The following is a 15,410-nucleotide window of genomic DNA, read 5'->3' as shown; positions in this document are numbered from 1 at the left end:
AGCCACGGGGGTTAGCCCATGCCAAACATGCTTAGCGAGAGGCTACCAACAAAGACTTGGGTAAGAGAGATCGATGCCCGAGTGAAACTGGTAGCCGTTATTTTATATATTTTCACTGCCACGACATTGCGGGATCAACATCTATTGTTAACTGCGGATATGTTCATGCTAGGTCTCTTAATGGTTGCCGGGATTTCGCCAACTTATCTGGCTAAGAAAGTAATGTTGATTCTACCCTTTGGTGGTGTTATGGTTTCGATTATTCCCTTTGTAATACCGGGAGAACCGTTGCTGACCATGCAGTTGGGGAATTTTACATTAATTGCTTCCAGACAGGGCTGGGAGGCCGCAGTTCTTCCTTGCTTTCGTATGGCAACTGCTTTTCTAGGTATGGTTTTTCTATCGGCCAGTATCACGCTAAAGGATCTTCTACATGCATTAAATCACATGAAGGTTCCTAGAATCTTTATTGTATTAATGGATTTTACCATACGCTATATTGCTGTGACATTGGATAAGTTAGATCGTATGCAAACTGCCCGGGCGGCCAGGGGGTTTACCCAGGGTCGAAATCTTTGGCACCTTCATACAATAAAAACACTTGGCACCACTGTTGCTATTCTTTTTCTGCGTTCCTATGAGCGGGCTGAAAGAATTTATTTAGCCATGCTTGCCCGGGGGTATACTGGTAAATTTCATTGTTGCGGGCATTGCCATCGCGTCAAAAAAATAGACTTTGGCTTCGGAGTAGGAGTTATTTCTGCTTCTTGGACAATTAAGTTTTTTGATATGGGAGGGTACCAATGGATTATGCAATTGAAATAAAGGATTTGTCCTTCTACTATAAAGATGGCACTCGGGCATTGGACAAGTTATCCTTAGGCTTTGAGAAAGGAAAGAAAATAGCTATTTTAGGACCTAATGGTTCGGGGAAAACCACCCTTTTATTACATTTTAATGGGATTAACACTGTGCAGCAGGGTTCTGTAACCGTTATGGGTAGGGCGGTGCATCAAAGTAACCAGCAGTGGTTAAGAGGGAAGGTTGGGCTGGTCTTTCAGGACCCGGATGATCAAATCTTTTCAGGGACTGTTTGGGATGATGTGGCCTTTGGCCCCATCAATCAGGGGTTACGGGGAGAGGAATTAAACAACCGAGTTAACGAAGCCTTACGTATTGTAAGAATGAAGGACTTAGCCCATAAAGCACCCTACCACCTGAGTTATGGGCAGAAAAAAAAAGTAGCCATTGCCGGTGTACTGGCAATGGACCCCGATATGATTGTGTTGGACGAGCCTGTGGCCTTTTTGGACCCATCAGGAAAACGAAGCCTATTTTCTATCCTTGATGTATTAAACCAGCAAGGAAAAACCATTATACTGGCTACCCATGACGTGGACCTAGTAGTGCAGTGGGCAGACCAAGTGGTTATTCTTACAGAGGGCAGGGTAATTGCCCAGGGAGCGCCCAGGCTGCTCTCAGACCCGGCGCTCGTTGAGGAGGCAGATTTAGAATTACCCACAGCCAGTCAAATCTTCTTACCCTATCAGGAACTGTATCAGCAGAAGATACCTGTCACGGTGGAAGACGCCCAGGCGATGATCAAACAGCTTTTAACTAGATAATAACGGTTATCTTTTATTGTATTTATTTTTGTATGTTATTTGTGTCAGAAAAATACTTTAAGTATTGACAACAGAAATTAAATTATATATAATTAATAATTGTTCTGGCAAAAATATTTAGATTAAGCAGTGACGACAAACTATAAGAAAAAATGATTTGTTGAAACAATGCTTGACAATGGTTGAACACTTTGGTAATATAATTTCTGCGAGTCAGCAAATTTCTTTGTGGTGGGTATAGCTCAGCTGGTTAGAGCGCCAGATTGTGGCTCTGGAGGCCGTGGGTTCGAGTCCCATTATCCACCCCATTAATATTTATAGATAGATTGGGGCGTCGCCAAGCGGTAAGGCACCGGACTTTGACTCCGGCATTCGTTGGTTCGAATCCAGCCGCCCCAGCCAAGTTTTATGACCCATTAGCTCAGTTGGTAGAGCACCTGACTTTTAATCAGGGTGTCCCGCGTTCGAGTCGCGGATGGGTCACCAGTAATTACTTGCGGATGTGGCGGAATTGGCAGACGCGCCAGACTTAGGATCTGGTACCGCGAGGTGTGGGGGTTCAAGTCCCTTCATCCGCACCATTGCAAAAAACACCTGTTTAATTAGGTGTTTTTTGCTTTTTAATATATTTAAATGCTGTCCATAAGACCATTGCTGTAACGATACCCACCAATAGCCAAGTAAGAGTTTGGTATAGTGACCAACCGGAAATCATTTTCTTCACCTCGATCCTTTTTCGCTATTATTTCACTATTAACTATTACAAATACAAAAGCCGGAAGTAAGTTTTCCCGGCTAAGCTAACGAATCTACAATTTTTTCAGCATAACAGTTTGAACAAACATACAGTTTTTTATTAAGACATACAATGTGCTTATGGCAAGCCCATTGGCCACATACACTGCACTGCTCATGGCAGGAAGAACATACTTCTTCGCCGCAAACAGAACATTCCAATACCCGTGTCGTTTCTTTATTGCAAATAGAACATTTTTCAACCATAGAGAATCACCTCCCCATAAATATATTGGCAAAAAATTCTGTTTATTTTTAATTGTCCAACTTCTTTATACAACAAAAATTTTATTATCTCAATACTTGAAATCTAAGAAAAAGGGGTATACATATTATGTTAGCAAATGTTTTGCAAAGCATAGACATTATGGTATAATTGGGATGATATAGGATTGCCAGGGTTATGCCCTGGTATTTTAGTTATTGAGTAAGCTGGAAAAAATTACCCTTTTTGGCTGTAAATGATTCGACTTTGGCAGGAGTTGGACAACCTTCGTAGAACTAAATATAAGAGTTTTTCTATATTTGGTTAAACTAAGAATAATTAAGGTTGCATCGGCCTAAGGGAGGGTGTAATTTCAGTAGGAAGAATAATAATCTATAGGATATTTAAGGAGGAACACTTGAAATGAAGGCCACTGCAGAAAGGATCGAAAAAAACACCGTCCTTTTAGAAATCGAGGTAGAGCAGGAGAGAGTTGATCAGGCTCTTAATCAAGCTTACAAAAAGGTTGTAAAGCAAGTTAATGTTCCAGGATTCCGTAAAGGGAAAGCGCCTAGGAAAATGGTAGAGCGTTTCGTAGGTACCGAGACTCTATTTGGTGAAGCTGTGGAGATTATTATTCCAGACGCTTATATGGAAGCTCTCAAAGAGACCGCAACGGAACCCATTGATCAGCCCAAAATTGATATTGTACAGGGCGAAGCTGGCAAAGCCCTTATCTTTAAAGCTACCGTAGAAGTTAAACCGGAAGTTACTCTAGGCGAGTACAAGGGATTGGAAGTAACAAAGGCTTCCTCTGAAGTTACTGACGAAGATGTAGAAAAAGAACTAGCACGTCTCCAAGACCGCCATGCTAAATTGGTAACGTTGGAAGAGGGGGAAATTAAAAAGGATGATATAACGCTCATTGACTTTACCGGCTATGTAGATGGTGAAGCCTTTGAAGGAGGTCATGCTGAAAACTATTCCCTGACCGTTGGTTCCGGCACCTTTATTCCAGGTTTTGAAGAGCAATTGCTGGGTGTAAAGCTGGGGGAAGAAAAAGAGGTAAATGTTACCTTCCCTGAAGAATATCATGCTGAAAATTTGGCAGGTAAACCTGCAACCTTCAAAGTAAAAATTAATGAAATTAAACGTAAAGAACTGGCTTCTTTGGATGATGAGTTTGCAAAAGATGTGAGTGAATTCGATACCTTGGATGAATTAAAGTCCGATATTCGGAAAAAATTAATGGAAGTCGCCGAAAGAACAGCCAAGTCATCCGTTGAAAACGGTGCAGTAGAAGCTGCTGTAGAAAAAGCCACTGTTGAAATACCACAAGCAATGATTAGCCAAAAGGTTGAAGAAATGTTGAACAGTATGGGTCAGCGTTTGGCTCAGCAGGGTATTAACCTGGATCAATATTTCCAATACACCAACACCAGTATGGACGATATGCGCCAGCGCATGAGACCCGATGCTGAAAAAAATGTTAAGAATGAACTGGTTCTTGATGCCATTGCAAAGGTTGAGAACATTACTGCCACTGCAGAAGAAACGAACGAAGAAATTCAAAAAATTGCTGAATACGTTAAGCAAGATGCAGAAATTGTACGTAAAACTCTGGAATTACAGGGCGAACTGGGGCATATTAATCAAGATATAGCCCGTCGTAAAGTTGTTCAGTTCCTGGTCGAAAATGCCAAGGTTGTTGAAGGCACAAAAGAGGACTAAGTTGAATATATTGGCTAAGTAAAGCCCTGTAGAATAGCTATTAACAAGATCTAGATATATCAAGGAGGCGATGGACTTGTCAGGCTTAGTACCAATAGTAGTAGAACAGACTAACCGGGGCGAGCGGGCATACGATATTTATTCACGGTTGTTGAAGGATCGTATAATTTTTATTGGTGGACCCATTGACGACCATATTGCCAACCTGGTAATTGCACAGTTCTTATTTCTGGAGGCTGAGGATCCTGAGAAGGATATCCACCTTTATATTAACTCTCCGGGCGGGGTTGTTACTGCGGGGCTGGCAATCTACGATACCATGCAGTATATTAAACCTGCTGTATCCACCATTTGTCTGGGGCAAGCTGCAAGCATGGGATCCTTCTTGCTGGCTGCTGGAGCACCAGGAAAGCGCTACGCTCTCCCGATGGCTAGAATTATGATTCATCAGCCCCTGGGAGGCGTTCAGGGTCAGGCTACCGATATTGATATTCATGCCAAGGAAATTCTTCGCATGAAAGACTTACTCAATGACCGGTTGGCCCACCACACCGGTCAACCACTGGAACAAATTACCCGGGACACTGAGCGTGACTACTTTATGTCGGCCGAAGAAGCCAAGAAGTACGGACTCATCGACGAGGTGATGCCGTATCGGAAGTAAAGATAAAAGAGGTGGAAATATGTTTAACGAGAAAGGCCAGCTCAAATGCTCCTTCTGTGGCAAAATGCAGGATCAGGTGAAAAAGCTTGTGGCCGGCCCCGGAGTTTATATCTGCGATGAATGCATAGAGTTATGCAACGAAATCATCGAAGAAGAATTAAACGACGATTTGGGTATGGATATGGGCGATTTGCCAAAACCTAAAGAGATAAAAGACATTTTGGACCAGTATGTAATCGGCCAAGACAGTGCAAAAAGACAATTGGCTGTGGCAGTTTACAACCATTACAAACGTATTAACCTTGGGGGCAAAGTTGAAGACGTGGAACTCTCCAAGAGTAACATTGTGATGTTGGGTCCCACGGGCTGTGGTAAAACGTTGCTGGCCCAGACGCTGGCTCGTCTGTTAAACGTGCCATTTGCCATCGCAGATGCCACCTCTTTGACTGAGGCAGGATATGTCGGTGAAGATGTGGAAAATATCCTGTTGAAGCTAATCCAAGCAGCTGATTATGATGTAGAAAAGGCTGAAAAAGGTATTGTGTATATTGATGAAATTGATAAAATTGCCCGCAAATCTGAAAACCCATCCATTACACGGGATGTTTCTGGTGAGGGTGTTCAGCAGGCATTGCTGAAAATTCTTGAGGGTACTGTTGCCAGTGTGCCTCCCCAGGGTGGACGTAAGCATCCCCATCAAGAATTTATCCAGCTGGATACCACCAATATTCTGTTTATCTGTGGTGGTGCCTTTGACGGAATTGATAAGATAATTCAAAATCGTACAGGTAAAAAACAGCTGGGCTTTGGAGCAGAAATTGAAACCCAAAAAGAAAAAAAGATTGGCGAAATCCTGGCCAACATTTTACCGGAAGACCTGCTGAAATTTGGTTTGATACCCGAGTTTGTAGGCCGCCTGCCGGTTATTGTTACCTTAGATGCTTTAGATGAAGAAGCACTGGTTCGTATATTAACAGAACCTAAAAATGCTTTAACCAAACAATACCAAAAGCTCTTTGAATTAGACGGTGTGGATTTGGAGTTGCAACCTGAATCTCTGCGTGAGGTAGCCAAAGAGGCTCTCAAACGCAAAACCGGTGCAAGGGGTCTGCGTGCCATTATGGAAGAAGCCATGCTTGGCATTATGTATGATATTCCTTCTCGGGAGGATATTTCAAAGGTTGTCATTACAAAGGATGCCATTTTGAAAAAGAGTGAACCTCTTCTTATCACAATGGACTCTAAAAAGAAAAAAGAAGAAAGCGCGTAGCGTGCTGCCTAATAAAACACGGGGGGTATAAACCCCGTGTTTTTGCTTTTTAAAATAGTGGCTGTGAGCCATGGGCTTTTAGCTGTTAGTACTGAGTTATCGTTCTTTAAAGAGGAGGGTTTTATCCCCCTCCCCAAAGGGACAGGGGGAGTTGTCTAAAAGCTAAAAGCACACGGCTGATGGTTGACAGCTATAATCCAAAGAATTACCCTAAATTAGGGTGTAAAATCTGGTCCTTTTAGCAATAATACAAAAAGAAATGTTAGCTAAAAGGAGGCGTCGGATTAATGGGGGAACTTACCAGTCTTGGGGGTTTTCTCACCTTCATACAGGTATTTTTTGCGGTGGTAATTGGTCTGTACTTCTGGAATTTATTAAAGCAACAACAAGGCAATAAAACTGCCGTAGAAAAGGAATCCCGTAAAGAGATGGAGAAATTGCAACGGCTTAGGGCTATTTCCCTAACAGAACCGTTGGCAGAGAAAACAAGACCCAAAAAGTTTAGTGAGATCATAGGGCAGGAAGAGGGTTTAAAATCCCTGAGGGCTGCTCTATGTGGACCCAACCCACAGCATGTTATTGTCTATGGCCCTCCTGGTGTCGGTAAAACTGCAGCAGCCAGACTGGTATTGGAAGAGGCAAAAAAGGTACCTAGCTCACCCTTTAAGGAAAATGCAAAATTCATCGAGTTGGATGCCACCACGGCCCGCTTTGATGAAAGGGGTATTGCAGACCCATTAATCGGTTCGGTGCATGACCCCATCTACCAGGGAGCAGGCCCAATGGGCATGGCAGGAATCCCACAACCCAAGCCTGGGGCTGTCACAAAGGCCCATGGAGGATTGCTTTTCATTGATGAAATTGGGGAACTTCACCCTATTCAGATGAACAAATTATTAAAGGTTTTGGAAGATCGCAAGGTCTTTTTGGAAAGTGCCTACTACAGCACCGAAGACAGTAACATACCGACTCATATTCATGATATTTTCCAGAATGGATTGCCGGCGGATTTCCGTATGGTCGGTGCAACCACCCGAACACCAGATGAAATTCCGCCGGCCATACGTTCCCGCTGCTTGGAAATTTTCTTCCGTCCGCTGCAACAGGATGAGATAGAGAAGATTGCAGATAATGCAGCACAAAAGATTGGTTTTCCCCTAGAGAAAGGGGCCTTAGATGTCATTAAACGGTATGCCACAAATGGCAGGGAATCTGTAAATATTATTCAGATCGCTGGTGGTATTGCCCTTACGGAAGGTAGGAAAGAAATTCTAGTAAGGGATATAGAGTGGGTTATCCATAGCGGTCAATACTCACCACGACCCGAGCGGAAAATTAATCCTCAACCCCAGATTGGTGTGGTGAACGGACTGGCAGTGTATGGTCCCAATATGGGGATTGTCTCAGAAGTGGAAGCAACGGTTATCCCCAATGTTGCGGGAACTGGGAAAATCACTGTTACTGGAGTAGTTGAAGAAGAAGAGATTGGTGGCAACGGGAAAAAAGTACGGCGCAAAAGTATGGCTCGTAGTTCAGTAGAAAATGTAGTTACTGTACTGCGGCGGGTTATGGATGTAAATCCACAAAATTATGATATCCATGTAAATTTCCTGGGCAGTGGTTTAGTGGATGGTCCCTCTGCTGGCGTTACCATAGCCACAGCCATTTATTCAGCTATCAAAGGGATTGCTGTTGACAATACCGTAGCCATGACCGGGGAGATATCCATTCGTGGCTTAGTAAAGCCCATTGGCGGCGTTGTGGCAAAGGTAGACGCGGCACGTCAGGCCGGGGTTAAAAAGGTTCTCATCCCTAGGGAGAATTACCAAGAAATGTTTAAAAACATGGAAGGTATTGAGGTAATCCCTGTGGATACCTTGGGAGATGTGATTACAGGGTCACTTATGGGACAGTCAGAGAAAGAGCAACAGTGGGAGCCATTAACTTCCAATCTAGAGCTTCCCGCTGCAGCTTTTTTAGCACAGGAATCTGCCAAATCCTGATAATTAAAAAAATATCTGTGAATAATAGGTATTCTTGTTACTTAAAATTTTAGATTTCCTTCATCAAACTTCCAAAACCCAGCTATTGCTGGGTTTTTTCTGTTAGTGGAAATTATTGTTATAGCAGTATTAAGAACTTTTATGTTATGATAACTTTATTCTTAGTAACTAATTACTCAACATATGTTTAGAATATACAAGGAGGTGCGGCAGTGAATTCCGAAATTAAATCTTTACCCCTGCTCCCATTACGGGGTATTTTGGTATTTCCTTATATGGTCATACACCTAGACGTTGGAAGAGAAAAATCAATTCAAGCCATAGAAGAAGCAATGGTTCAGGATAGAATGATTTTCCTAGCAACTCAAAGAGAGGCTCAGACCGATGAGCCCACAGTGGATGACATTTATAATATTGGAACAGTGGCAGAAGTAAAGCAACTGTTAAAACTTCCGGGTGGCACAATTAGAGTGCTGGTGGAAGGCATTGCTCGGGCCAAAATTGAAAAATATGAACATCAAGATCCTTATTTTAGAGTAGAAGTTCAGCAGTATTCGGAAGAATTTGAGAAAGGTGCAGAAGTAGAAGCTCTAATGAGGAGTTTGGTCTATCAATTTGAGCAATATGTAAAACTTTCTAAAAGAATTCCTCCAGAAACGGTGGTCTCTGTAGTAAATTTAGAAGAACCTGGCCGTCTGGCTGATATTATTGCCTCTCATTTGGCCCTAAAAATTGAAGATAAGCAAAACGTGCTTGAATCTGTTGAGATAGTAGATCGCTTGGAAAAACTTTGTGGTATCGTGGCTAAAGAGTTGGAAATTGTTGAATTAGAGCGTAAGATCAACATTCGAGTTCGCAAGCAAATGGAAAAAACACAAAAAGAGTACTATTTAAGGGAACAAATGAAAGCCATCCAAAAAGAATTAGGTGAAAAGGATGAGCGGGTGGCTGAATGCGAAGAATTTAGAGAGAAAATTTCTAAGGCTAAGTTCCCAAAAGAAGCTGAAGAAAAGGCTTTAAAGGAAGTGGAGCGCCTGGAAAAAATGCCCCCAATGGCAGCGGAGGCAGCTGTTGTACGCAACTATCTCGATTGGATGTTAAGTTTGCCTTGGAGCAAGAGTACTAAAGACCGCATTGATATCAATGCGGCGGAAGAAGTTTTAGAAGCCGACCACTACGGATTAAAGGATCCCAAAGAAAGAATCACCGAATATTTAGCTATTCGTAAATTGGCCAAGAAAATGAAAGGTCCTATACTCTGCTTAGTTGGGCCTCCAGGTGTTGGTAAAACCTCCCTAGGGCGTTCTGTTGCCAGGGCCCTAGATCGCAAGTTTGTAAGGATTTCCTTGGGAGGTGTACGGGACGAGGCAGAAATACGTGGTCACCGTAGAACCTATGTAGGGGCTATGCCCGGACGGGTTATCCAAGGAATGAGAACCGCCGGGTCTAAGAATCCGGTATTCCTACTGGATGAAATTGATAAAATGGCCAGCGATTTCAGAGGAGACCCGTCTTCTGCGTTGCTGGAAGTACTGGATCCTGAGCAAAATAGTACCTTCAGTGACCATTACATCGAAACACCCTTTGATCTGTCCAATGTTATGTTTATTACCACAGCTAACAATATGTATTCCATTCCCCGGCCCTTGCTGGATCGCATGGAAGTTATTCAAATTTCTGGGTATACTGAAGAAGAGAAACTACAAATAGCTAAGCGTCACCTGATGCCTAAACAAATTAAAGACCATGGGCTGACCGAAGAAATGATCCAGATTTCCGAAAATACCATTCTGAAAGTGATTCGGGAGTATACTCGGGAATCCGGGGTAAGGAATTTGGAGCGCAAGATTGCATCCATCTGCCGTAAAACTGCCAAAAAAATTGTGGCTGGGCAAGCGGAAAAAGTGAAGGTTACTACCCAGAATCTGGAACAGTTCTTAGGAATTCCCCGTTATCGTTACGGAGTAGCGGAGCAAAATGATGAAGTGGGTACAGTGACTGGCATGGCCTGGACCGAAGTGGGTGGTGATACCCTGGTCATCGAAGTAACCACCTATAAAGGAACCGGTCGTATGACCCTTACAGGTAAACTGGGCGATGTCATGAAAGAATCTGCCCAGGCTGGCTATAGCTTTATTCGCAGCCGTGCCCAGGAACTTGGTATTGATCAGGAAATGTTTGAGAAGTGGGATTTGCATATTCATATCCCCGAAGGGGCTATTCCCAAGGACGGTCCCTCTGCCGGTATAACAATGGCTACAGCGATGGCTTCGGTGCTTACGGGACGTAAGGTGCGACATGATATTGCTATGACCGGTGAAATTACCCTGCGTGGTCGCGTCTTGCCCGTAGGTGGAATTAAAGAGAAGGTCATGGCAGCCCACCGGGCAGGTATTAAATTGATCATTCTGCCCAACGATAACAAAAAAGACTTGGAGGATATCCCAGTCAACATTAAAAAGCAGCTAGAATTTAAGCTGGTGGATCACATCGATCAGGTGTTGGCCATTGCCCTGCTGGAAAAAGAAGTGGTAGACACGACCACAGTTTTAGAACCAGAAGCAGCAGTAATGGATAATCCGCACTTTTCGGCGGTGGATTCCCAGGAGGTTCAGCAGCAAGGAGGAACCCAGTTACCGTCGTGAAAATAGTAGCCGCAGAATTTGTAACAAGTGCAGTTAACCCCGGGGGGTATCCCCCGGGGAATTTACCCGAGGTGGCCTTTGTGGGACGTTCTAATGTTGGCAAGTCGTCCTTAATTAACAAAGTGGTAAACCGGAAGGGTCTGGCTAAAACCAGTAGTACCCCAGGCAGAACTCAACTGATAAACTTTTTCAACATTAACAATGATCAATTCCTTATGGTAGATTTGCCAGGCTATGGTTATGCCAAAGTACCAACTGATGTACGGATTAAGTGGGGAAAAATGATTGAGGGTTATCTGAAGGAGCGGGAGTGTCTAAAGGGTGTGGTGCTTCTGATTGATAGCCGTCATACACCCACTGCCCAGGACAAACAAATGTATGAGTGGTTGCAGTATTATCATGTACCCACGGTGGTGGTGGCTACTAAAGTAGATAAATTGTCTAACAACCAATGGGCTAAACAACAGGCAGTTATTAAGAAATCTTTGCCCTTGTCAAAAGAACACCAATTAATTTCTTTTTCTGCAGAAACCGGCCGAGGCAAAGAGAAACTATTAAAGGTACTGGATGAATTTATACATAAAGATGGGATCAATCTAACCGCTATTGAGTAGCGGTTTTTCTTTTTTAAAATAATGCTGGTAAACATATGTCATTTTTTTATAAGGGCTATTTGGCCCCGCTGAAAGGAGACGTAACGGTGTCCTTAGCCTTGGCATACCGTCGCTGCTTTACCTGATAGCAAGACTGCGGGGTTATTCTAAGAAATCGCAAGAAACAACCGTGAGGTGTAATTACCGGTTGTTTATCTCTTTTTCCCCTTTCATTTTCTGCATTTGGTAAAGGTGGGAGACGGTTCATTGGTTGCAGAATACCAGCCTCTGATGATGCCAACCGCGTTTCCGACATCTACTAATTATCGTTTAGTAGGTTTACGGGCCGGCAGGATACTTTTTTTTTGCCAATCCACCGAGGCCCGCACTAGTTCTAAAATATCTGCGGTGTATTTTAAGATGGGGAAATTTGTATTATAGATTAAATTTTTTACTAAGGGTAAAGTGCCGGCTGCAATTAAGCGATCATAGTCCTTATTATCCATGGTATTTATAATTTCTCTCAGTCGAACCGATCGTTTCATTTCCTGGTTTAGATGATAGACAGCTTTGTTAAAAGATTGGTTTCGGGCGATGGCCCTGCCAGCCAATACACCGCTGCGCAGGGAGGAAAGGGTCCCAAAACCAAGAAAGGACTCCATGAAGCCACCGGCCGTACCCACCAAAAGAATATTTCCCACCTGATGCGGGTAGGCATAACAAGCCGTATGGGAGAGTAAAAAGTTCTCTGTAATTTGATAATCAAGTTTCTCTTTTTTTAAAAACGTTACCCAGTGACGCTCCATTTCTTCCCGGCTGGCATTGGCATGGATTAGAACCAAACTGGCCCTGTTATTGCTAAAAGGTGTTAAATAAGCATAAGCCCCTAGAGCATAGTCGGTATTCACCCACATAATTAATTCTTCGGTGTCAAATTCACCCAGTACCTCAGCACCACGCACCATTGTGGTAAAGATATCTTCTAGAATACCCAAGGTAGCGCCCGCTTCCTTGTGACCTGTGGCCACTACTACATAATCGTATTCCTGGGCCAGTTCGGAGTAATTCGCACGATGATTGAAGTTAATTCTGCTTTTTATACTATTTGATAGCTGAGTTTCTAATGAACGCTCGCCTTGGCCCCGCTCTAGAAAATAACCAAAATTCGTTGATGTAACAGTTCGAGTTACATTTGCTGAATTCATGGTAATCTTTTTCCAGGTAGCCAGGGGTTCAAAATTAATATGGTATTCTTTTTTTATCCATTTCAATGGGTTTCGGACCGGACGATTCATCAATTGTAGAATACCGGCCACATGGGAAAAAAGCTCCCCGGAACGGGAGCGTTCTTCAAATATATCTGGGTATATGCCATTATGCTCCAACTCATGGGCACAGGCCAGTCCAGAGATACCTGCCCCGATGATGGCAACGCGCACGAAAATACCTCCTTATAAGCTGTCAGCCGTGTTAACTTTCAGCCATCAGTCTGTAGCTTTTTGATTTAGACCATCAGCCATGAGCCATAGGCTTTTTTGTGCAGGTATGATTTAAGGCTCATGGCTGATGGCTATTATATATTTTTCCCCACGGCCATCCTATTATGACGGAAACTCACTTAAAATCCAGGCTCTTTACCTTTTCCCACCAGGTCTTTTCTTTCTGCTGTTCCGGGGGAATATATTTTACTGTCTTGGCAGCCTTTTTGGCCAGCTTGTTATTGACTCCATCACTGAATTTCACAGGGTTGGTTAGTTCGCCGGCACGGCTTACATAGGCCTTTAGATGTTCATAATGTTCCTCTGCAATCAACGGGTTTTTACCCCACATACCTAATTCTTTGTACTGTTTAATAATTGCTGTAAGGGTTTTTTTATCCAACTCCGGGAAGTAAGAAGCCACTACTCTGGTTGCTTCCTCTGGTTTGTGATAGTCCAGCCATAAAAGTCCCTTGCAAAGCCCATTAACAAGCTTTTGACACTCCTTGCTGTGTTGCTTCAGGTATGATTCCGGTGCCAGAATAACCAACGAAGGGATGGGAGCAACAGCATCTCCTAAAAAAATAGCAATTTTTCCAAGTTGGTTCTCTTGAATTTGATAGGCAAAGGGCTGGGGCATTTGTAGATAATGGGCCACACCGGCCTGAAAGGCACCCTCTTTTAGATTAGATGGCAGGTTTTGCACAATAATAACATGATGCTGTAATGCTAAATTATTTTGTCTTAGAGCTTCTTCTAAAATAATATTAGACTGTGTATCTGGTGCATCTCCTAAAATGATTTTCTTTTTAACATTCTCCCAGGAAAACTTCTGGTCATCCTTTCGGGATAATAGAAAGGCCCCTTCTTTTTGGGCTAATGCCCCGAAGGCTACGAGATCTGCCCCAGTTCCCAGTGGGCGGGTAAAAACAGTTTGACAAAGATTGCCCAGGAATACATCACCCTGTCCCTTTAAGTTCAGCTGTTCCTCTGGGGGAGTGTTTGTAACAGCAGTTTCTACTTCTAAGTTTTGTTCCCGGTAAAAACCCTGGGTCAATGCAATGTAATGGGGTAGAGCCAGGAATGTAAGTTGTCCCTCTACCACCTTTATCCGATCAGGTTTTTCTGTCTCCTGGCTGTAAAACAGAAAGTTTTTTACACCAAATGTACCTAAACCGACTATAGCAAAGAGTAGCAACAAAATGAATAACCATAACCTCCAGCGTATTCTCAAAAAGAACACCTCCCTTAGCAAATCCACTACTAGTTTATTTAATGAAAGAAAAATAATGACCATATTTTGGCTTAATAAGCATATTTTTGATAATGGTACATAAATATTTAGAAAGAATAAGGAAAAAGGAGGCCTTGTGACAAGCATGGGGAAATTAACCTTTGTGCAGTGGCGAAAACATGATGTAAAAGAAGACAAGCCCTTTAAAAAGGGGGCAGTTGGTACGGGCCTTGTAAGGGCCTTTAGTGTGACCTTAGCGGTGCTAGTAATGATGGGCTTTGCGGTGGCAGTCACTCACCAGTCGGTTTACCACTTTTCGATGCTTATTTTGTTAACAGTTCTAGCTTCAGCTGCCATGGGAGGAGGTAGTGCTGGTGCTGTGGCCGGCATTAGGGGCTGGCAGCATGGTGGAATGACGGGTTTAATTTACGGCATGTTTTTGGTTGTGGCAGGTGCCCTTACAGGAGTTTTGATATTTGACCCGGTTCTACTAACAACTGCCATAACCATTGCTGGTACCATTGGGGGTGTGATTGGGGTAAACCTCCCCTCAACAAGAAAACGACTGGTTAATAGGAGATATTTGAATACTTTTAACCGATAGTAAAATACACCTACCTTGTCATGGGTAGGTGTATCTTTAATAAAGTAAATTATATACTCTCTGTTAGGCTTCGGGATAATGTTTGAGGTCGTAAAATAATATGATATCGAATTTCAAAAAGTAATGGTATTCTGCATTTTGTACACTCTAATTTTTTGTCAATTTTGCTATTATATTGATCTACTGCATCCAATAGACCTAAAATTAAAGATCTGTTACAACTTTTTATAAGATCTAGATGATCTCCACAGGATGGACAAGTTTGTACCAAAAGATAAGATATTTGATTTATCCTTTTTGACCACTCCTCTTCTCAAAAAGATGGGTTAAAAATAGTCTACTATCGGATATACGTAGTTACTTCAATATCTTTATATGGTATATTATAAAATGTTATAAAATATTTTTTGTTTGTAATGAGAAACAGAAGGGCTTTGTTGACACAAGGTGTAAAAATTATTAAACTATTGCATAGACAAAGTCGAAGAAGGGGAGTTCCGGGATTATTTTGGTCCAAGAGAGGAAGATTCGTGGCTGAAAGGTCTTCTGCCCAAAACCCAGGA

General features: G+C 42.8%; 12 protein-coding genes, 4 tRNA genes and 1 other annotated feature (1 of these 17 cut by a window edge). Of the genes, 13 read left to right on the top strand and 3 right to left on the bottom strand.

Translation table 11 applies throughout. The annotated features are described in order from the left end of the window. Positions 1 to 18: 18 nt before the first annotated feature. The 6 genes from cbiQ (at position 19) to DRED_RS13645 (ending at position 2,206) form a co-directional block, all read left to right on the top strand. Positions 19 to 825, top strand: coding sequence for a cobalt ECF transporter T component CbiQ (gene cbiQ, locus DRED_RS13670; protein ID WP_011878873.1), 807 nt, complete (start codon positions 19 to 21; stop codon positions 823 to 825). Further along, positions 804 to 1,625: an ATP-binding cassette domain-containing protein gene (locus DRED_RS13665; protein ID WP_011878872.1), complete on the top strand. Its 822-nt coding sequence runs from the start codon at positions 804 to 806 to the stop codon at positions 1,623 to 1,625. Before cbiQ ends, DRED_RS13665 begins: the two co-directional genes overlap by 22 nt. Before the next feature lie 231 nt (positions 1,626 to 1,856). Further along, positions 1,857 to 1,933 (top strand) — tRNA-His (locus DRED_RS13660). Positions 1,934 to 1,952: 19 nt separating this feature from the next. Next, positions 1,953 to 2,027, top strand: a tRNA-Gln gene (locus DRED_RS13655). Positions 2,028 to 2,035: 8 nt separating this feature from the next. Then, positions 2,036 to 2,111 (top strand) — tRNA-Lys (locus DRED_RS13650). Between the two features lie 10 nt (positions 2,112 to 2,121). Next, positions 2,122 to 2,206 (top strand) — tRNA-Leu (locus DRED_RS13645). 214 nt (positions 2,207 to 2,420) lie between these two features. On the opposite strand, the gene DRED_RS13640 is transcribed toward DRED_RS13645, so the two are convergent. Beyond that, complete coding sequence (locus DRED_RS13640) at positions 2,421 to 2,627, bottom strand: hypothetical protein (RefSeq protein WP_156779666.1); 207 nt, start codon at positions 2,625 to 2,627, stop codon at positions 2,421 to 2,423. 421 nt (positions 2,628 to 3,048) lie between these two features. Between DRED_RS13640 and tig the strand changes: the two genes are divergently transcribed. The 6 genes from tig to yihA all read left to right on the top strand — a co-directional run bounded on the left by tig (position 3,049) and on the right by yihA (position 11,552). Continuing rightward, positions 3,049 to 4,356: a trigger factor gene (tig, locus tag DRED_RS13635; protein ID WP_011878871.1), complete on the top strand. Its 1,308-nt coding sequence runs from the start codon at positions 3,049 to 3,051 to the stop codon at positions 4,354 to 4,356. A gap of 76 nt (positions 4,357 to 4,432) precedes the next feature. Next, positions 4,433 to 5,020 carry an ATP-dependent Clp endopeptidase proteolytic subunit ClpP gene (clpP, locus tag DRED_RS13630; RefSeq protein ID WP_011878870.1) on the top strand — a complete coding sequence of 196 codons (588 nt, stop codon included), beginning with the start codon at positions 4,433 to 4,435 and terminating at the stop codon, positions 5,018 to 5,020. Between the two features lie 19 nt (positions 5,021 to 5,039). Then, a complete protein-coding gene (gene clpX, locus DRED_RS13625; RefSeq protein ID WP_011878869.1) occupies positions 5,040 to 6,290 on the top strand; it encodes an ATP-dependent Clp protease ATP-binding subunit ClpX in 1,251 nt (416 codons plus the stop codon). Between the two features lie 287 nt (positions 6,291 to 6,577). Beyond that, positions 6,578 to 8,293, top strand: coding sequence for an ATP-dependent protease LonB (lonB, locus tag DRED_RS13620; protein WP_011878868.1), 1,716 nt, complete (start codon positions 6,578 to 6,580; stop codon positions 8,291 to 8,293). A gap of 212 nt (positions 8,294 to 8,505) precedes the next feature. After that, complete coding sequence (gene lon, locus DRED_RS13615) at positions 8,506 to 10,938, top strand: endopeptidase La (RefSeq protein WP_011878867.1); 2,433 nt, start codon at positions 8,506 to 8,508, stop codon at positions 10,936 to 10,938. Then, positions 10,935 to 11,552, top strand: coding sequence for a ribosome biogenesis GTP-binding protein YihA/YsxC (gene yihA / locus DRED_RS13610; protein WP_011878866.1), 618 nt, complete (start codon positions 10,935 to 10,937; stop codon positions 11,550 to 11,552). Before lon ends, yihA begins: the two co-directional genes overlap by 4 nt. Positions 11,553 to 11,854: 302 nt before the next feature. On the opposite strand, the gene DRED_RS13605 is transcribed toward yihA, so the two are convergent. Beyond that, positions 11,855 to 12,970 (bottom strand): NAD(P)/FAD-dependent oxidoreductase, encoded by a 1,116-nt coding sequence (locus DRED_RS13605; protein WP_011878865.1) that lies wholly within the window; start codon positions 12,968 to 12,970, stop codon positions 11,855 to 11,857. Between the two features lie 175 nt (positions 12,971 to 13,145). Continuing rightward, entirely contained in the window at positions 13,146 to 14,252 is a 1,107-nt protein-coding gene (locus DRED_RS13600) for an ABC transporter substrate-binding protein (protein WP_238442628.1), read from the bottom strand. 136 nt (positions 14,253 to 14,388) lie between these two features. Between DRED_RS13600 and DRED_RS13595 the strand changes: the two genes are divergently transcribed. Then, positions 14,389 to 14,847 (top strand): TIGR04086 family membrane protein, encoded by a 459-nt coding sequence (locus DRED_RS13595; protein ID WP_041274627.1) that lies wholly within the window; start codon positions 14,389 to 14,391, stop codon positions 14,845 to 14,847. Positions 14,848 to 15,322: 475 nt separating this feature from the next. Beyond that, positions 15,323 to 15,410 (top strand) — a binding site (T-box leader); it runs 145 nt beyond the window's last position.

It is taken from the genome of Desulforamulus reducens MI-1, assembly GCF_000016165.1.
Classification (GTDB): Bacteria; Bacillota; Desulfotomaculia; order Desulfotomaculales; family Desulfotomaculaceae; genus Desulfotomaculum; species Desulfotomaculum reducens.
This window is presented reverse-complemented; position numbering and strand designations above follow the sequence as displayed.